Here is a 17,718-nt window from a genome sequence, read left to right on the forward strand (position 1 = left end):
TCATGCATGGTCGTTGTCTCCGGTGAGGGCCGCAGGCGCATCGGCGAGCATGGCGCCATGATGGCCATCGGCCCGGCGCCCCTCGCAGAAGTCGCTGTCCGAGCAGACGAACATGCGCCCGCCGCGGTCGTCCATGATGACCTCGTCGAGATAGACGCCGGTGGCTCCGCACAAGGCACAGGGTTCCTTGAAGGTCTGGATGCGGAAGGGATGATCCTCGAAGTCGAGACTCTTCACGTCCGTGTATGGAGGAACGGCATAGATCCGCTTCTCGCGTCCGGCCCCGAAAAGCTGCAGGGCTGCCATCCGGTGCATCTTGGGGTTGTCGAATTTCGGCGTGGGAGACGGATCCATGATATAGCGGCCTGCCACCTCGACCGGATAGGCATAGGTCGTGGCGATGTGGCCGTGCCGGGCGATGTCCTCGTAGAGCTTCACATGCATCAGGCCGTATTCGGCGAGCGCATGGAGCTTGCGCGTTTCCGTCTCCCGCGGCTCCAGAAAGCGAAGGGGCTCCGGAATCGGCACTTGGTAGACGATCACCTGCCCTTCCTTGAGAGATTCCTCGGGAATCCGGTGACGGGTCTGAATGATCGTCGATTCGCGAGTATGGGTTGTCGTCCGCACCCCAGCCGTGCGCTCGAAGAATTTGCGGATCGACACCGCGTTCGTGGTATCGTCGGAGCCCTGGTCGATGACCTTCAGCACGTCGTCCTGTCCAAGGATCGATGCCGTCAGCTGCACACCGCCCGTGCCCCAGCCATAGGGCATCGGCATCTCACGCGAGGCGAAGGGCACCTGATAGCCCGGGATCGCGATGCCTTTCAGGATCGCGCGTCGGATCATGCGCTTCGTCTGCTCGTCGAGATAAGCGAAATTGTAGCCCGTCTCCGGCCCAGGATCGATTGTCACGCGAGTGCTCATTCGGCTGCCTCCGAGAGGGGATGGGCCTGCATGCGCTCGTGCTCGGCGCGCATGCGGCGCACGAGGTCGAGTTCGGCCTGAAAATCGACGTAATGCGGCAGCTTCAGGTGCTCGACAAAACCTGTGGCCTGCAGGTTGTCCGCATGCGAGAGCGCGAATTCCTCGTCCTGCGCCGGCGCCACGATGTCTTCACCCAATTCGCGGGCCCGCAAGCTGCGGTCGACGAGCGACATGGCCATGGCCTTGCGTTCGCTCTGGCCGAAGACAAGACCATAGCCGCGTGTGAACTGGGGCGGCACCGCGGCGGACCCTTTGAACTGGTTGACCATCTGGCATTCCGTCAAGGTCAGACGACCAAGCGGCACTGCGAAACCGAGTTCCTCAGGGATGAACTCAACCACGACCTCTCCCACCCGGACCTCGCTCACGAAAGGATGGGTGCGGCCGTATCCGCGTTGGGTGGAGTATCCGAGTGCCAGCACGAAGCCCTCGTCGCCTCGCGCAAGCGCCTGCAAGCGCAGGTCCCGCTCAGCGGGAAAGCTCAACGGCTCACGGGTGAGATCGCCCACGGGAGCGTCCCCTTGCGGCGCGCTCGATGCTTCGATGAGGCCCTCTGCACCGAGGAGATCGGTCACCCGCGGGGCGCCTCGCTCCTCCGGCGGCAAGTCGGCTTCGGCTGGCGCCTGAGGAGCCTCACCGTTGGCTTCGAGCATGAAGTCGAGAAGTCGGTGCGTATAATCGAAGGTCGGACCCAGAACCTGCCCACCTGGCAGATCCTTGTAGGTCGCCGAGATGCGCCGCCGGATCTCCATCCGGGCCGTGTCCACGGGTTCGGAATAGCCGAAGCGCGCGAGCGTGGTGCGGAACGCACGCACCAGGAACACCGCCTCGATCAGGTCGCCCCGCGCCTGCTTGAGGGCCAATGCCGCAAGCTGACGATCGTACAGGGAACCTTCTGTCATCACCCGGTCGACGAGCAGACTCATCTGCTCGGATATCTGCTCCGGTGAGAGCTCAGGCACCGAAGGATCGCCGCGCCGTTCATGCGCGAGAAGCCGGTGAGCGTTTTCGATGGCAGCTTCGCCGCCCTTCACGGCCACATACATGGCTCAGACCTCCTCAAGGAGACGGGTGGTGCGCGGCAGGCCAGCAACCTGGCCCGGCGCAGTGAGCAGAACGTCCAGGCCGAGCGGGAACAGCAAGCGATTCCCGCGGACGATATCAGCGAGATCGCGGGGCCAAGGCGATGCCAGCAGGTTCTCGCGGTCCGCGATTCCCGGCCCCTCCAAGAGCCAGCCCGGCGCGTTGGAGAGGTGCGACACGGCGAACACGAGGGTTGTCGAACGATCCGGATAATCCGCCGTCCCGCGAGCGAATCGCTCGATGGGCAGACCTGAGGCTGGGTTGGCGACGAGCGCGAAGGCAGCCTCGGCCGGATCGTTCACGACCGCAGCGCCCGTGTGGAATCGGAGGAACTCCGCGACAGCCGGTACGGCTGCAAGTTCGGCGTCCATCCAAATCGGCGCCTCATGGTCGGCGAGAGCAAGTGCAACGGCCGCGAGCTCGGGCGTCAGCGGATGGGGCGGATCGAGATCGCTCCGCAAAGATTGAAGACGTCCCGGATAAGCAAGAGCGTTCATCACGGCGCGGAACACCCGCTGGGCATCCGCGACGGGATCGGCAAAACCAAGAGAGAGGGCCGTCATCAGTCTTCCCCCCGCACCATGGTGAAGAAATTGACCCGCGTCGCCGCCGTGCGACGCTCCCGCAATGTCCGATCATTCGAGAGACGAAGCTCGATCGGCCGGAGTGCCTCCTCCGTCTGCTGGCCGTATTGGGAGTTCTGCAGGAGGGCATCGATAACGGCAGCCATGCGGGCTTTCTGGGCATCCCGCCCCAGTTGATAGGCGAAGCCCATCTCTCCGCTCGCGAGCCGAACGGCAGCTCGTGTGACGGTAGCCTCACCGAAATTGAACGGAGCGCCGTCGCCGCCGATGCGCCCTCGGACCATGACGAGGCCCGTCCCCGGCCGGCGGAGATCCTCCACAGCACCGTCGTAGCGGAGTTGGTTGAGAACACCTTGCAGATCGGAGCTCTCCGCATCGGCGCAGAGAGCCATGGCCCATCGGCGACGTGCGACCAAGCCATCGACCGGGACAGCAGCGGATTGGGGGGTAAAAGCCATGGGCGAATCCCTCATTGGCAGGAGCGTTGTTCTCTTGTATATACAACTAGACAAGACGATCAAATGAAGTTTTGATGACAGACAGATCCCATTCCGATCCGAGCGCCTCCACGCCTCTTGCCCGCGGTGCAGGCCTGACCGCCTGGCGGCAGATCGCCGACCGAGTCGAAGCCGAAATCGCAGAAGGCCTCTTCAAGCCGGGCGAGAGGCTTCCAGGAGAGACGCAGCTCGCGCAGCGTTTCGGAGTCAACCGCCACACCGTCCGCCGGGCCATGGCTGCTCTCGCGGCGCAAGGGCTCGTACGGGCCACCCAGGGCGGTGGCACCTTCGTGGAGGCCAAGCCCCTGCCCTACACCATCGGCCATAAGACGCGCTTCTCCGAAGTCATGGCCAAAGCGGGACGCGAAGCGAGGGGCGAACTCATTCGCTCTGCCGAGGCTGTTGCGAGCGAGGAGATCGCCGAGGCGCTTGGGGTCACGCTCGGCTCGCCGGTTCTCGAGTTGATCACGCTTCATCGGGCAGATGAGGTTCCAATTTCGATGGCCAGGACGTGGCTGCCTCTGCCGCGTTTTGCCGGATTCGACGCCACCTATCGAAAGCTGGGCTCCCTCACCCGCGCCTATGCGCGACACGAAATCTCCGACTACTTCCGTCTGTCGACCCGCATCTCCGCCAAAATCGCGAGTCCCGAAGAAGCCGTTCGTCTCGAGCTTTCCCCCGGACGCGTCCTCCTCGTGGTCGATAGCATCAATGTCAACCAATACAGACATCGGATTCAGGCCACACGATCCCTGTTCAGCGCCGACCGGGTCGACCTCGTGATCGAGCAGTAAAACGCGTCAGGCGCTCGGCTGCCGTGGCGACCCGATGATCGAGGAACGCAGCCGTGCGGACACGGCGTCGATGATGGCCACTATGATGAGGATCATGATCACCAGGAAAGACACCGCTTGCCATTCGAGCGTACGGATCTGCTCGGCCAGATGAAGCCCGATGCCGCCGGCGCCGACGATTCCGATGATGGTGCCGGAGCGGGTATTCGATTCGAAGAAGTAGAGCACCTGCCCGGCCAGCACCGGAAAGACCTGAGGCAGGATGCCGAACCGAATTTGGTTCAGGCGAGAACCGCCCGTTGACGCGATTCCCTCGACGGGCTTCTTGTCCGCCGCCTCGATGGCCTCCGAGAACAACTTCCCGAAAGTGCCGATATCGCTCGTCATGATGGCAAGCACCCCGGCGAAAGGACCAAGGCCGACGACGTTGATCCACAGAAGCGCCCAGATCAACGTATCAATGCCGCGGATGCCGTCGAGCACCCGACGCGATGCGAACTGGACCAGACGATTGACCGTGGTGTTCCGCGCAGCGATCAGGCCGATCGGAAATGCGATGAGAGCGGCAAGCAAAGTCCCCAGAAAAGCGATGGCGACGGTTTCGGCAAGGGCATTCAGGAACGTGAAGAACTTCGCCCAGCTTCCCGGATTAGGTGGGAGCATGAGCCAGAGGAGCGAGCCCAATTGTCCAAGGCCGGAGAGGACCTTCTGGAAGGAAAACTCAAGGCGCCAGAAGCCGAACGCGAACAGGCCCAAGAGAAGTGATACGATGCCGATGACGGTGGCACGATGTCGCCATGAAGGCGCAAACAGCTCAGGATGGCGTGCCCTCGCCGCCTGTACGTCAGCCCGAATAGCCCTAGCCGAAACCTTCATGGCCGTTCCTCGCGGCTGATAAGGGCATGGCGCAGGCGCTCGGTGCCCAGATCGATCACCGTGACGGTGAGAATGATGAGGAGAAGGAGAGCCGAGACGTCGGCATAATAAAATTTGCGGATCGCCTCGATCAGGTCCTGCCCGATCCCGCCTGCGCCAACGAAGCCCATGACGGAAGCACCCCGCACGTTGATCTCGAAGCGGAGCAGCGTGTAGCTCGCGAAATTCGACAAAACCTGAGGCACGACGGCGAAACGAACCGTCTGGCTGAAGCGGGCACCGGTCGCGACGGATCCCTCCACCGACTTCATGTCAATGTTCTCGACCACCTCAGAAAAGAGCTTCCCGAGAGCGCCCATCGTATGGATGGCAATGGCCAGCACACCGGGAATGGGTCCAAGCCCGAAGGCGATGATGAAGACCAGCGCGAAAACGATCTCCGGAACAGTGCGGCAGAATTCGAGAAGGCGCTTCACACCGGTCCGAAGCCACGGGCTCGGCATCAGGTTGGCGGCGGCGGAAAAGCACAGCAGAAAAGCCCCGATGGAACCGAGCGCCGTGCCGAGATAGGCGATCAGAATCGTGTCGGCGAGAAGAAGGGACCACTTCTTGAGGCCCCAGAACCATTCGGCAGGATCCGTCCAGACCCGCTGCCCGACCACGGGCCCGCTGTCGAAGGTCAGGATCCGGTCGAAATAGCTGAAAAAGTTTCCGAAATTGGCAATCAGCTTGAACAAGTCGACCTGTGCGACCCAGCCCGACAGAAGCATCAGGCCGATCGTGAGGCCGACAAAGGCCAGCGAGCGGGCGCGCTTTGCCCGAACGGCGTCGTGATAGGCCTGCGTCAAAATGGCAAGCCGATCATCGGTCAGGCGGGGGAGTGACGTGGCCATGGGAACCAAAGCAAAGGGGCAGTCCGCTCCGGGAGAGTGGACTGCCGTCGGGATGGTGACGATCAGGACTTCTTGCGCAGTGAGTCGACGAAAGCGTTGAGTTCGACGATCGGCTCGTAAGCCTTGTGATCGACGGGCTGCCAGGGGCCCTGCTTGCCGTCATAGATCTTCTTGAAGGCCTCAGGATCCTTCTTCGGCATGTCGAGAACGGCCTGTTTGATCTTCGCCTTCAGATCCGTCGGCAGATCGGTGAGATAAGCGAAAGGCGAATTCACGATCTGATCGGACTTGAAGATCATGCGGAAATCTTCGGCCTTGATCATGCTCTTCGCGGCCATGCGCAGCAGGTTCGACTCCTGCTCGTCGTTCCACCAGTTGAAGCCGGCATCGCATGTACCCTGCTGCACCCCCAGAACGGCATTCTCATGGCTGCCGGCATAAACGACCTTGCCGAAGAACTGCTCGGGAACGATGCCCATCTTGTTCATGGAGAAGCGCGGCACGTTGTTGCCGGACGTCGAGTTGGGGTCGACGAGGCAGAGGTTCTTACCCTTGAGATCCTCGATCGTCTTGTAAGGCGAATTCGCTTTCACCCACAGGACCGAATAGTAGCCCTTGGTGCCGTCGAGGTTGCTCTCGATGGCGAAGGGCTCGATTTTGGCGCCGGTGGTGTACGCACGGGCATACGACGACGGACCGTATTGCGCGATGTGAATATTCCCGGAGCGCTGCCCCTCGATGACGGCAGCGTAGTCGTTGGCAATGCGCAGCGTAACCTTCGTGCCCAGCTCCTTCGACAGGTAGTTCACGAAGGGCGTCCAGCGGTCCGTCACGCCGGATGCATTCTCCGAAGGAATAATGGCATAGACGATCTCGGAATATTTGGATTTCCAATCCTGGGCTTCGGCCGCTCCCGCCATGACAAGCGAGGCAACCGCGCCGACAACAAGGCGACGGGTCAACATGTAGGATGTCTCCATGGTTTCTATGTGAGAAGCGAAAGGCCGCTCTGGCGCGGCACCATCCTCAAGCCGCGTAAGCGGCCGCGGGATTGGATCTGTTTTTCTCGATGCGCTCGACTTCAACGACGTCGCCGGCCTCGAGGCCGTAGAGCTCGCGGCTGACATCGTCGGTCAGATCCAGAGGGCCGCCGTCGAAGACGACCCGCCCGGCGGACATGCCGACAAGGCGATCGCAATAGGCGCGCGCCAGATCGAGCGAATGGAGGTTGCACAGGACCGTAATCCCGTACTCGCGGTTGATCTTGGCCAGCGCATCCATGACGAGGCGTGTGTTGCGCGGATCGAGCGAGGCGATCGGCTCATCGGCCAGAATGATGTCCGGCTGCTGCACCAGAGCACGGGCGATGGCGACACGCTGCTGCTGCCCGCCGGACAGCTGCTCCGTGCGCTGGGCGGCGAACCCGGCCATGTCGAACTGCTCGAGGGCGGACAAGGCCATCGCCTTGTCCTCCGCACTCCACAGCTTCAGGAGAGAGCGGTGGCCGGGCGTCTGACTGAGACGCCCCATCAGGACGTTGGTCATGACGTCGAGACGCCCGACAAGGTTGAATTGCTGGAATATCATCGCGCAGCGGGCACGCCAGTCCCGCAGGGCCTTGCCACGCAGATGCGTGACATTCACCCCATCATAAGCGACCTGTCCCGAGGAGGGATCGACAAGCCGGTTGACAAGGCGCAGAAGGGTCGACTTGCCGGCCCCGGAGCGGCCAATCACGCCAACGAAGGAGCCGCGTTCAATCGTCAGGGAAACGTGGTCGACAGCAGTCTTCTGGCCAAATCGTCGCGACAGGTCTTCGATGACAAGCATGGTTATACCTCGCGTTCTGAGGCTCGATTAGCCCTGCCCGATGAAGCCGAAATGACCTTTACACGACGCTTGCATGACAAATGTTAGGCCGTAACGGCCGGGCGCGGCGCGCGAGAACACACCCTCGGCAAGAAGGCGAGGTGTCGCTTTCAAAGGTGCACGCCAACCACACCGGAAGCATGGGCCTCGGGCCGCTATTCTAAAGCGCCTCGTAACGTTCAAGAAAATCTTCAACCGAGAGTTCTCGAAAATCGGGAAGAGCTCGCCGAAGGCGCTCGTGATCCCAATCCCACCATGCCAAGGCCCGAAGCCTCTCCGCGATGCTCTCGTCGAAGCGGCGCTTGATCGCGCGGGCGGGATTTCCGGCCACAATGGCATAGGGCGCCACGTCCCGGGTCACGATCGCCCCTGCCCCGACGATAGCCCCTGTTCCGACGGTCCGGCCCGGCAGAATGACGGCGCCATGACCGATCCAGACGTCATGCCCGATGGTGACCGGATGAGACCGGCGCCAGTCGAAGAACGCGTCATCATCCACTTCGTCCGGCCAGTACTGACGCGAGCGATAGGTGAAATGCGCCTGACTCGCCCGCTGCATGGGATGGTTGCCGGGATTGATGCGCACGTGAGAGGCGATCGAGCAGAATTTGCCGACACTGGTGCCGGCGACCTCCCCGTCGTGCACAATGTACGAGTAATCGCCCAGAGACGTTTCGGTCAGGATTGTTCTGGCGCCGACCTCCGTGTAACGGCCGAGACGGCAGTCAGTGATTCTCGCCGAGGGATCGACCGTAGGCGTCTCGCGAAGCTGCTTCGTGCTCATCGCCGCCCCTCCAGATCAAAACGCTCGACGACGCGGAACTGGGCCGATGGATTTTCTTGTTCCAGGAGCGTCAGCGCATCGATGACGAGCGGATGCGTGCCAACATAGCCATTGAGACAATCGAGCCAGTGGTTGATGCGCTCCTCCGGCAAAGAGCCTGTCAGAGTCATATGGAAGCGGAACTGATCGAACACGTAAGGATACCCCCAACGTTCCAGCAATGCTTGTTGCCGTGGAGATAAATTTTGGGTTGCGCGGCGCAGCCGGTCCTTGTCGGTCAATGGGGCCCGGAATCGGTCGAAGACCGCAACGCATTCTGCCGCGAAAACGGACAGGTCCACGCACGGTGCGTCAGGCGTGAGGGCAATGAAGCGGCCAAGCTGGCGCGGTGAGACGGTTCCCGCGTCGAAAGCGGGCCATTCTGCCGCAAAGCCGCGGACCACGCTCCTGAGATCGTTGAGGGAACTGTCTTCCCGCAACACGAAGGGCGCCTTGAGCGTGCCATGAAATCCGTAGCGGCGCGGCTCGGCCGTTCCGGAGCGGAGTTCGTCCGGAGGAAGACCGGGCAGGAGCGGCTGCTCCGTTGCGACACCCGTGTCGCAATCGTAGCCGAGCATCGTTGCACCAAGCCGGGCAAGATCCGACTCGGGTCGAGGCGTGAAGTAGAGGGCGTAGCGAGGAAGAGACATGGGAACGATGCTGAACCGGAGGGATGGATTGAATGCAACGGCGCCGCGACACATCGGCCGCGGCGCTGTCAACCTTAGGGGCTAAAACCCGGAAAGTCAGGCCGCGGCGGCCAAAGCAGTCCTGGCCTTGGCAGCCAGCGCCTTGGTGGCGTCGACGCATTCCTGACCCAAATGCCAATACCGATCCTGCAGTTCGATGTTGAAAACCACACCCTCCGGGAACATGCAGGAAGCCATCAGGGCCTCCCAAGGGATGTCGCCCCAGCCCACCGGAAGATGCAGGTCGCCATGGCCGTAGGCCAGCCGCTCGCCCTGCGTGAACATCCAGATGTCGTCTTGACGGCCGAAGGAATCGTGCACGTGCAGATGCTTGGCAAACGGCGCGAGCGCTGCGCATTCGGACACCAGATCACCTCCGGTGAAGGAGAGATTCAGGTAGGCGTGGCTGAAGTCCAAGGTAGCCATTACATGGCTGTGGCCGACGGCGGTGAGCTCGCGAGCAAGACGCGATGGGCTCGCGGCGTGGACCTTGCCTTCATAGCCGCCGAAGAGGTTTTCGACACAAAGAATGATGTTGTGCTGCTTGGCGAGATCGCCGGCGCGGGCCAGCCAGTCCCGTTGCCGGGCATAGGCTTCCTCAAGACCGTCATGCTGCGTCACCCCGATCAGGCCGGAATGCACGACGTAGTGGATGGCGCCGAATTCGGCCGCCACTTCCACCGATGCCTGCAGGACATCGAAATGGCGCTGGTTGCGGTACGGCGCATCAAAGAAGTTGATCGCCAGGGGACCATGGACCGTATAGATCACGTCGCGGCCGGCGCAGATGCCTTTCAGGGCAGCGAGCTGGCCCCTGCGGATCCGGCCGCCCACCACGAGGTCGAGGTCATAGGTCGGCAGCTCGATGGTGTCCACGCCGAAGCTTTGAACCTGATCGAGGTTCCTGGCGAATTCGCTGAGATCCGGCTTGCCGGGCTTGGCCGAGAGGCCGGTGCCGAGAACGTTTCGAGACATTGCGTAGGCTCCTCTTGAGAAAGACGGTCAGGCGGCGGCCCGGATGCGGGCACCCGCGGGATCGATGCGCATGCCGGATACGGCATCGAAAAGATGGATAGCGCGCGCCGGCACCTCGAAGGAGAAGCGACCGAGCTTCGGTCCCGCGATCGTGGCCGGCACCTGAATCACGAAATCGGCCCCCGCCACCTGACCATGCAGGAGGCGGACGGAGCCGAGCTCCTCGCTGAAATCCACGTCGATGGAGGCCGCATTCGAACCTGCTGCACCGAGCACCACCTCCTCCGGACGGATGCCCACGGTGACAGGCTGTCCGACGGTCAGTCCGGAATGCGGCACGGAGAGAACGACGCCGCTCGCCTCGACCTCTCCCGGACCGGAGACCTTGCCCTCGAACAGGTTCATGGGCGGGGAGCCGATGAAGCTCGCAACGAAGCGGCTCGCCGGGTTGCGATAGATCTCCTCCGGCGTTCCGACCTGCTCGATATTCCCGCCATTCATGACGACCACCCGGTCCGCGAGGGTCATCGCCTCCACCTGATCATGCGTGACGAAGACCGATGTGGTGCCGAGACGGTTGTGAAGCTTGCGGATCTCGATGCGCATCTGCACGCGAAGCTTCGCGTCCAGATTCGACAGCGGTTCGTCGAACAGGAAAACCTTGGGCTCGCGGATCATGGCGCGGCCCATGGCGACACGCTGGCGCTGGCCGCCGGAGAGCTGCCCGGGCTTACGGTCCAGATAATCGGCGAGACCAAGCGATTTCGCCACCGTTTCAACCTTGGCCTTGCGCTCGGATTTCGAAAGCCCTGCAACCTTCAAGCCGTAGCCGATGTTTTCGGCGACCGTCATATGCGGGTAGAGCGCATAGTTCTGGAACACCATGGCGCACCCGCGTTCGCGCGGCTCCAGTTCGTTGACCACTTGGCCGGCAATTGCGATCTCCCCTGCCGTGATGGCTTCAAGTCCCGCGATCATGCGCAGAAGAGTGGATTTCCCGCAGCCCGAGGGGCCAAGCACGACGACGAACTCTCCCGAGCGGATCGAAAGATCGACCCCATGGACGACCTCGCTCTTGCCGTAGGCCTTGCGGACATTGCGAATGTCGATATCAGCCATGTGAAAGCCTCCGTTTGAAAAAATGTCACTTGTCGCTGGCGATAAGGCCGCGCACGAAGAAGCGTTGCATCAGCGCCACGATGAGGAGAGCCGGCGCCACCACGATGAGGCAGCCCGCCATGGCGACGTTCCAGTCGGGAACGCCACCGCCCGTGGAATCGCCCGTCATGGGGATGAGCTGGCGCAGCGCCATGACGGCCGTGCCGTGATTGGCACGGTCTGTCACGATGAGAAGCGGCCAGAGATACTGATTCCAGGCGTAGATGAACATGATGGTGAAGAGCGCCGCCATGTTGGTGATCGAGAGCGGGATCAGGATCTCGCGGAAGAACCGCATAGGCCCGGCGCCGTCCATCTTGGCAGCCTCCAGAAGCTCCTCCGGCACGGTGAGGAAGAATTGCCGGTAGAGGAACGTGCCGGTAGCCGTCGCCACGAGAGGCAGAACCAAGCCCGTATAGGAATTCAGCAGGTTCCACTCGAGAGCGAGTTCCGTACCGGTGAGCTGCTGCCAGAGCCACGAGAGGCCCGTCGCGTCGAGAATCGCCTGATAGGGCGAGAACACGTTGGCGGCGACCGCATAGGTTGGAACGATGCGCACTTCGAGGGGAAGCATGAGGGTGATGAAGATGAGCCAGAACGCCACCATTCGTCCGGGAAAGCGGAAGAACACGATGGCGAAGGCCGTGATCGAGGCGATCGCGATCTTTCCCGCAGCGACGGCCAGGGACATAATCAGGCTGTTCGTGAGCTTGACGCCCAGATCGGCGCGAGTCCAGGCCTCCGCGATGTTGTCCCAGAGGTGGCTGCCGGGAATGAGGCTGATGGGCGGTGTATTGATCTCCTGGAGGGAGAGCGTGGCCGCCACGAAGACGAGCCACATGGGGACGAACGCGATGGCGAGGCCGATGAACAGCACCGCATGCGTCACGAAGTTGAGGACGGGCGTCCGCTCGATCATCGATGATCTCCCTAACGGTAGTGCACGCGCCGCTCGATGTAGCGGAACTGAACGAAGGTGAGCGCCATCACAAGAAGCATCAGGACGATGGACTGCGCAGCCGCACCCGAATAGTCGAGGCCCTTGAAGCCGTCGAAATAGATCTTGTAGACCATCAGCGTCGTCGCCTTGGACGGCCCGCCGCCGGTGGTCAGATCGATGATCCCGAAGGAATCGACGAAGCTGTCCGTGAGGTTGATGACCAACAGGAAGAACAGTGTCGGGGCTAATAGCGGAAACTGGATGTCCCACATGCGCCGGAGGGGACCCGATCCGTCCATAGCCGACGCCTCGATGAGGGTGCGCGGAATGGACTGCAGGGCCGCAAGGAAGAAGATGAAGTTGTAGGCGAGATATTTCCACGAATAGGCGACGATGATCAGGATCATCGCATGCACGCCGTTGACGGATGGGTTCCAGAAATCCGGATGGATCTTGTTCAGCGCAGCGAAGACCCCCGCCTCCGGCGCGAAGAGGAAACGGAACGCAACGCCGGCCGCTGGAGCCGCCACCGCATAGGGCCAGATCAGCATGGTCTGGTAGGCCTTGTACCCTCGAAGCTGCCGGTCGCAGAAGAGCGCGAAGAGCAATGCGAGTCCCATGGCGAGAGCCGTGCTTCCGAGCGCAAAAACCATGCTCCGCCACACGGCGCCCCAATACGCCGCATCGGAGAAGACCATGCGGAAATTGTCCAGGCCGGCGAATTCGTTGCCTCCGCCCCAGGGCCGCTCCAGGGTGAAGGCCCAGAACAGAGCCGCGCCCGTCGGCCAGTAGAAGAACGTGAAGACCAGGAGGAGTTGTGGAGCCAGCAGGAGGCCCCCGATCCAGGCTGTTTTGAAGACGGCACGCCGATCCATGGAAGATGTATCCCCGGGCCGAAGCAGGTATCCGGCCGAACCATTGATGTGCCGGCGCTCCCTGAGGTGCGCCGGCAGTCAGCAGGGCTTGGCTCGTCAGAGCAGCTGCTTGCCCGCGTACGTCTTTTCGAAGCGGCGCAGGATTGCGTTGGAGCGCTCGACCCCGGCATTGATGCCTTCCTCGACAGAGACCTTGCCGGCGAAAATGTCCGCCAGAGCATCTCGCATCTCCTTGCGGATCTGGATGAATCCGCCAAGGCGAATGCCGCGGCTCAAGGGCGTGACCTCGGTGGCCGTCAGCGACTCGAGCGCGAGCTCGCGACCCTTGTACTGAGGCTTGTCGTAGAAGCCCTGGGTCTTGAGGTGCTGGAAGCCTGTCTTCGTGACCGGGATATAGCCGGTACGGGTCGACCAGAAGAGCTCGGACTCGGGCTTCGCGATGAAGTTCAGGAAGGCTGCCGCAGCGCGATACTCGTCCTTCGACTTGCCGCTCAGCACCCACAGGGAGGCGCCGCCCACCAGCGAGTTGAGGCGCTTGGTGCCTTCCAAAACCGGCAGCATCGCCACCGACCACTGCATCTCGGGCTTGGCGGTCTTGCCGACGGTGCCGTGATCGGCGACGGACGACATCATCATCTGGCAATCGCCCGAAGCGAAGGCCTGAACGATGTTCGCGCCGGTTTCCGGCAGCTTGATCTTGAACAGCCCCTCGTCGAGACCCTTCTTGATGAACTTGATGTAGTCGACGAACTTGGTCTTGTTGATCACCAGCTCGGCATCGAGGCCGCCGTAACCATTGTCCTTGGTCGCGATCGGCTGACCATGGATGGCCGAGAACTGCTCGAGGAGCGTCCAGGTGTCATGGTTGATCGCCATAGGACACCCGTAGCCGGCGCTCTTCAGCGCCCGTGCGGAGGCCTCGACCTCTTGCCAAGTCTTGGGAGCCTCGGACTTGCCGATCTTCGCGAATGCATCCTTGTTCCAGTAGAACAGAGCAGTCGACGAGTTGAAGGGGAAGGAGAAGAGCTCGCCCTTCCCCGAGGCGTAATAATTGGCGATTCCAGGGAAGTAGTTGGCCCAGTCGATCTTATAGCCGTTCTCCTCCATCAGCCTCCGAGCCGGGACGAAAGCATCGGAGAGCATGAGATCCAGCGTGCCGGCATCGAAGACCTGCACGATCGTCGGCTGCTTCTTGGCGCGGAACGCCGCGATGGCGTTCTGGACGGCGGCGTCGTAAGAGCCCTGGGTCGGGCAAGAGATCTCGAATTCCTTTTGCGACTCGTTGAAGCGCTGGCAAACTTCCTCGACGGCGCTGCCGAGGTCACCTGTGAGGCCCTGCCAGAGTTCGACCTTGATTCGCTGCTGCGCCTGTGCGGCACCTGAGAAGAAAAGCGCGAGAGCGGTCGCGCCTGTGAGAAGAATGCGGTTCATGTGCTGCCTCTTAAGTCGTGACGTGGAACTCTGGCATTGACCGCGCCTCGATAGGGCCGCTCAGTGACGACAAGGCAAAATTTGCATGAAGCAAGTATGACAAAGCCGCCCGGCCGCATCCATCCGCTCCCCTGACGGCATTGGACCTGATGTCATCAGGCTGTCACGAACAGGATGTCTTCAACCTGGTACTTCCATCACCATTCATTGTCCGTTCCACACGTCATGCGCGACATCATCAAGCAAACCTGTCCGATCCTCCCGCCCACTTCCGTCTCCGACCTCGCCCTGGCGCGACAGGCTCCCGCAACCCGGAATGCGCACGATCAGATCGCATCGCGGGTCCCCGCCCTGCATGCAATTCAGCTCACGGAGCCTCCATTGCCTTCTCCGCTCGGATCGTCGATCAGGATTGCAGCCTGGAACGCGGAGCGGTGTAAGTACGACCGGGCCACCCGTCGCCTGATGGAAGCTGTCGGTGCGGATGTAACACTCCTGTCGGAAATGGACGTCGGGATGGCGCGCTCGGGGAACCGCCATACCGTCCACGATCTCGCCGAGCCCTTGCAGCAGGGCTTCGCCTTCGCCGTCGAGTTCGTGGAGTTGGGTCTCGGCGACAGCCGAGAAATGCGCTGGCATGCTGGGCAGAGCAACACGCTCAGCCTGCATGGCAATGCAATCATGAGCCGGAGCCGGCTCTCAGATGTATTTGTCGTCCCATTGGACGAGGGTGGAACTTGGTTTTGCAACAGCGACGCCGATCAACGTCGCCTGGGTGGGCGCATGGCGATCGCTGCAAGGATCACGTCAGCGCCATATCCCCTTTGGGTCGTCTCACTTCACCTGGAAAGTCGGAGCACGCGGCAGACCAGGGCGCTTCAGATCCAGCGCCTTCTGGCAGCGCTCCGAACCGAGATCGGTGATGCACCGGCCGTGATCGGCGGCGACTTGAACACAGACGCTTTTCCGACCGGTCCCGCCGCCCTGCGCGAAGCCTGCGAGGATCCCCGAGACTTCGAGCCGCTCTTTAACGAAATGGCGGAAGCAGGCTTCAGCTGGAGCAGCTGCAACGACGGACGTGCGACGCAGCGGACCCGCCCCGACGGCACTCCATCGCCTCCTTTCAATCGTCTCGACTGGCTTTTCGCCCGTGGCGTCGAGGTTACAGGGTGCCGGACCTGGAGCGCTGTCGACACGGAGGGAACAGCGATCTCGGACCACGAGCTGATCAGTGTGGACATCAAACTCGTCTGACCCGCACAGCATGGATGGTTCCTGCCCAAGGGTTTTAGGGCTGTGGACTGAACATCCCCAACATCCCTTGCACCTCGAAAGACCAGTCGGCGCGGTAGACCGAGATTCCAGGCCTTTAAGCACCGGCGCCGCACTGGATCCTTGCATCTAGAGTACCTTGAGCTTGCCAAATCTGCGCGATGGAGAGACATTGCGTGCTCTGCGAAGGTGAGTCCTGGTCAAATGCAAGAAAAGACAACAGGAATATCCAAGCCGCTTGCTGGACGTCGTGAATGGATCGGCCTCTGCATCCTTTCAACGGCCTGTCTGGTCTACTCAATGGATCTGTCGGTTCTCTTTCTCGCGATGCCGGCTATCGTCACAGATCTCAATCCGACAGCCTCCGAACTTTTATGGATCAACGATATTTACGGATTCATGGTCGCGGGCTTCCTCGTGACGATGGGTACGCTTGGCGATCGGATCGGCCGCAGGCGTGTACTGCTCATTGGTGCGTTCGCCTTCGGCCTGGCGTCTACACTCGCGGCATTTGCAAGCACAGCTCAGCAGCTCATTATCGCCCGCGCGTTGCTTGGTATTGCCGGTGCAACAATTGCGCCCTCGACCCTGTCTCTGGTGGTCAGCCTCTTTCAGGACGAGTCCGAGCGTACCCGGGCGATCAGCATTTGGGGAACCGCCTTCGCCTTAGGCGGGTTGGTGGGGCCCCTACTCGGCGGGGTGCTGCTGCAATACTTCCATTGGGGTTCGGTTTTCCTGATCAATATACCGGTCATGCTCGCGCTGCTGATCGCAGCGCCCTTCCTGCTGCCAGAGTACAAGAACGAGGACGGCGGAGGACTTGATCTGCCAAGTGTAGTCCTGTCCCTTGCAACCGTGCTGCCGATTATCTACGGCTTCAAACATATGGCAGCGGATGGTTTCGCACCACGCCAGCTGCTCGCGATTGCTGCCGGTATGCTGGTTGGCGTGATATTTGTGCGCCGGCAGAAGAGCCTCGCCCATCCGCTGATAGATATCGGCCTGTTCCGCATTCCTGCCTTCGTCGCGTCCCTTTTGGTCAACTTGGCCGGGGTCTTTTTCGTGTTCGGTGTTTTCCTGTTTCAGAACCTGTTTCTGCAGCTGGTCCTTGGCCTGTCACCGCTTGAAGCTGCCTTGTGGTCTGTGCCGTCCGCCCTCGTCTTCACGATCATGTCCTTCCAGGCATACCGATTCATCAACCATCTTGGGCCGACCAAAACTGTCCTCCTTGGTCTGCTGGTCAATGCCGTCGGCACATCGGTGATGGCCGCCGCTGCCTACGCTGAAAGCCTGGTCTGTGTCCTCGGCGCGAGCATGCTGATTGGTCTGGGTTTCGTGCCGGTTATCCTCACCACGACCGGCCTGATCGTGGGCGCCGCGCCACCGGAGCAGGCAGGCTCCGCCTCTGCGATCTCCGAAACAAGCGCGGAGTTCGGTGGAGCGCTCGGCGTAGCTCTTCTCGGAAGCCTTGGAACGCTTGTTTACCGTATGACGATGGGCGGCGCAGACTTGAGCGGGCTCAACTCCGCTCAGCAGTTGGCGGTCTCCTCGACGCTTGCCGGTGCGGTTGAAACTGCAAAGACTATGGGCGAAGCCGCACCGGCGTGGCTCGGAGTAGCCCGAACCGGATTCTCGCTTGGCTTTGCAACTTGTTGCGCCGTGGCTTCAGTCACGCTGCTGCTTCTGACGGGTCTCGCCCGCAGGATCTATGCGAGCACGCATATCAGTGGACATCCTGCAGCCTCTTGACTTGCTCCAGGATTTGCACCGGGGCCAACAGCCATTCACGTCCCGCCGTCCATCAGCTCAGGGTTCGTTTGAGTGGTCGCGCCCTCTTCGAATGACAGAGCTTGCGGGGATTGCGCACGGCGCCGAAATAGGCGTGACATCCCCTAAAACGGTGCTCCTTGAGCACCCTATCCTTCTGGTCTCGTCGGAAGTGTAGGAGTGTCAAATTATCGAAATGCCCGCGACA

General features: G+C 61.6%; 18 protein-coding genes. 3 read left to right on the forward strand and 15 right to left on the reverse strand.

Annotation, left to right across the window (positions count from 1 at the left end; genetic code table 11):
- From VB672_RS20715 to phnG, 4 genes are read right to left on the reverse strand one after another with little or no spacing between them, the layout of a single operon-like run.
- On the reverse strand, nucleotides 1-924 hold the full coding sequence (locus VB672_RS20715) for an alpha-D-ribose 1-methylphosphonate 5-phosphate C-P-lyase PhnJ (RefSeq protein WP_329786109.1): 924 nt from the start codon (nucleotides 922-924) through the stop codon (nucleotides 1-3).
- On the reverse strand, nucleotides 921-2,030 hold the full coding sequence (locus VB672_RS20720) for a carbon-phosphorus lyase complex subunit PhnI (RefSeq protein WP_329786110.1): 1,110 nt from the start codon (nucleotides 2,028-2,030) through the stop codon (nucleotides 921-923). Before VB672_RS20720 ends, VB672_RS20715 begins: the two co-directional genes overlap by 4 nt.
- A gap of 3 nt (nucleotides 2,031-2,033) precedes the next feature.
- Complete coding sequence (gene phnH, locus VB672_RS20725) at nucleotides 2,034-2,630, reverse strand: phosphonate C-P lyase system protein PhnH (protein ID WP_329786111.1); 597 nt, start codon at nucleotides 2,628-2,630, stop codon at nucleotides 2,034-2,036.
- Nucleotides 2,630-3,109 carry a phosphonate C-P lyase system protein PhnG gene (gene phnG / locus VB672_RS20730; protein ID WP_329786112.1) on the reverse strand — a complete coding sequence of 160 codons (480 nt, stop codon included), beginning with the start codon at nucleotides 3,107-3,109 and terminating at the stop codon, nucleotides 2,630-2,632. The genes phnH and phnG overlap by 1 nt, the downstream gene beginning before the upstream one ends.
- A gap of 74 nt (nucleotides 3,110-3,183) precedes the next feature.
- Here phnG and phnF point away from each other — a divergent pair, with 74 nt between their 5' ends.
- Complete coding sequence (gene phnF / locus VB672_RS20735; RefSeq protein WP_329786113.1) at nucleotides 3,184-3,942, forward strand: phosphonate metabolism transcriptional regulator PhnF; 759 nt, start codon at nucleotides 3,184-3,186, stop codon at nucleotides 3,940-3,942.
- Nucleotides 3,943-3,948: 6 nt separating this feature from the next.
- Here phnF and phnE (VB672_RS20740) read toward each other — a convergent pair whose 3' ends face one another.
- The 11 genes from phnE (VB672_RS20740) to VB672_RS20790 all read right to left on the reverse strand — a co-directional run bounded on the left by phnE (VB672_RS20740) (nucleotide 3,949) and on the right by VB672_RS20790 (nucleotide 14,471).
- Nucleotides 3,949-4,818, reverse strand: coding sequence for a phosphonate ABC transporter, permease protein PhnE (phnE, locus tag VB672_RS20740; RefSeq protein WP_329786114.1), 870 nt, complete (start codon nucleotides 4,816-4,818; stop codon nucleotides 3,949-3,951).
- Entirely contained in the window at nucleotides 4,815-5,711 is an 897-nt protein-coding gene (gene phnE, locus VB672_RS20745; protein ID WP_329786115.1) for a phosphonate ABC transporter, permease protein PhnE, read from the reverse strand. The genes phnE (VB672_RS20740) and phnE (VB672_RS20745) overlap by 4 nt, the downstream gene beginning before the upstream one ends.
- A 62-nt stretch (nucleotides 5,712-5,773) precedes the next feature.
- Nucleotides 5,774-6,676: a phosphonate ABC transporter substrate-binding protein gene (gene phnD / locus VB672_RS20750; RefSeq protein WP_329786116.1), complete on the reverse strand. Its 903-nt coding sequence runs from the start codon at nucleotides 6,674-6,676 to the stop codon at nucleotides 5,774-5,776.
- 61 nt (nucleotides 6,677-6,737) lie between these two features.
- The gene (phnC, locus tag VB672_RS20755) at nucleotides 6,738-7,541 is read right to left on the reverse strand and encodes a phosphonate ABC transporter ATP-binding protein (protein ID WP_329786117.1); all 804 of its coding nucleotides are present in this window, start codon (nucleotides 7,539-7,541) and stop codon (nucleotides 6,738-6,740) included.
- 199 nt (nucleotides 7,542-7,740) lie between these two features.
- On the reverse strand, nucleotides 7,741-8,364 hold the full coding sequence (locus VB672_RS20760) for a chloramphenicol acetyltransferase (protein WP_329786118.1): 624 nt from the start codon (nucleotides 8,362-8,364) through the stop codon (nucleotides 7,741-7,743).
- Nucleotides 8,361-9,053 (reverse strand): DUF1045 domain-containing protein, encoded by a 693-nt coding sequence (locus tag VB672_RS20765; protein ID WP_329786119.1) that lies wholly within the window; start codon nucleotides 9,051-9,053, stop codon nucleotides 8,361-8,363. Before VB672_RS20765 ends, VB672_RS20760 begins: the two co-directional genes overlap by 4 nt.
- A gap of 96 nt (nucleotides 9,054-9,149) precedes the next feature.
- Entirely contained in the window at nucleotides 9,150-10,067 is a 918-nt protein-coding gene (locus VB672_RS20770; RefSeq protein WP_329786120.1) for a sugar phosphate isomerase/epimerase family protein, read from the reverse strand.
- A 27-nt stretch (nucleotides 10,068-10,094) separates the two neighbouring features.
- Nucleotides 10,095-11,186, reverse strand: coding sequence for an ABC transporter ATP-binding protein (locus tag VB672_RS20775; protein ID WP_329786121.1), 1,092 nt, complete (start codon nucleotides 11,184-11,186; stop codon nucleotides 10,095-10,097).
- A gap of 25 nt (nucleotides 11,187-11,211) precedes the next feature.
- On the reverse strand, nucleotides 11,212-12,144 hold the full coding sequence (locus tag VB672_RS20780; RefSeq protein WP_329786122.1) for an ABC transporter permease subunit: 933 nt from the start codon (nucleotides 12,142-12,144) through the stop codon (nucleotides 11,212-11,214).
- A gap of 11 nt (nucleotides 12,145-12,155) precedes the next feature.
- Nucleotides 12,156-13,040 carry an ABC transporter permease subunit gene (locus tag VB672_RS20785; RefSeq protein WP_329786123.1) on the reverse strand — a complete coding sequence of 295 codons (885 nt, stop codon included), beginning with the start codon at nucleotides 13,038-13,040 and terminating at the stop codon, nucleotides 12,156-12,158.
- Nucleotides 13,041-13,136: 96 nt separating this feature from the next.
- Entirely contained in the window at nucleotides 13,137-14,471 is a 1,335-nt protein-coding gene (locus tag VB672_RS20790) for an extracellular solute-binding protein (RefSeq protein WP_329786124.1), read from the reverse strand.
- A 381-nt stretch (nucleotides 14,472-14,852) separates the two neighbouring features.
- On the opposite strand from VB672_RS20790, the gene VB672_RS20795 reads away from it, so the two are divergent.
- Together VB672_RS20795 and VB672_RS20800 are read left to right on the forward strand one after the other, a co-directional pair.
- The gene (locus tag VB672_RS20795; protein WP_329786125.1) at nucleotides 14,853-15,725 is read left to right on the forward strand and encodes an endonuclease/exonuclease/phosphatase family protein; all 873 of its coding nucleotides are present in this window, start codon (nucleotides 14,853-14,855) and stop codon (nucleotides 15,723-15,725) included.
- A 222-nt stretch (nucleotides 15,726-15,947) separates the two neighbouring features.
- Nucleotides 15,948-17,492: an MFS transporter gene (locus VB672_RS20800; protein ID WP_329786126.1), complete on the forward strand. Its 1,545-nt coding sequence runs from the start codon at nucleotides 15,948-15,950 to the stop codon at nucleotides 17,490-17,492.
- Nucleotides 17,493-17,718 lie beyond the last annotated feature (226 nt).

Source organism: Microvirga sp. CF3016 (assembly GCF_036314085.1).
Lineage (GTDB): Bacteria > Pseudomonadota > Alphaproteobacteria > Rhizobiales > Beijerinckiaceae > Microvirga.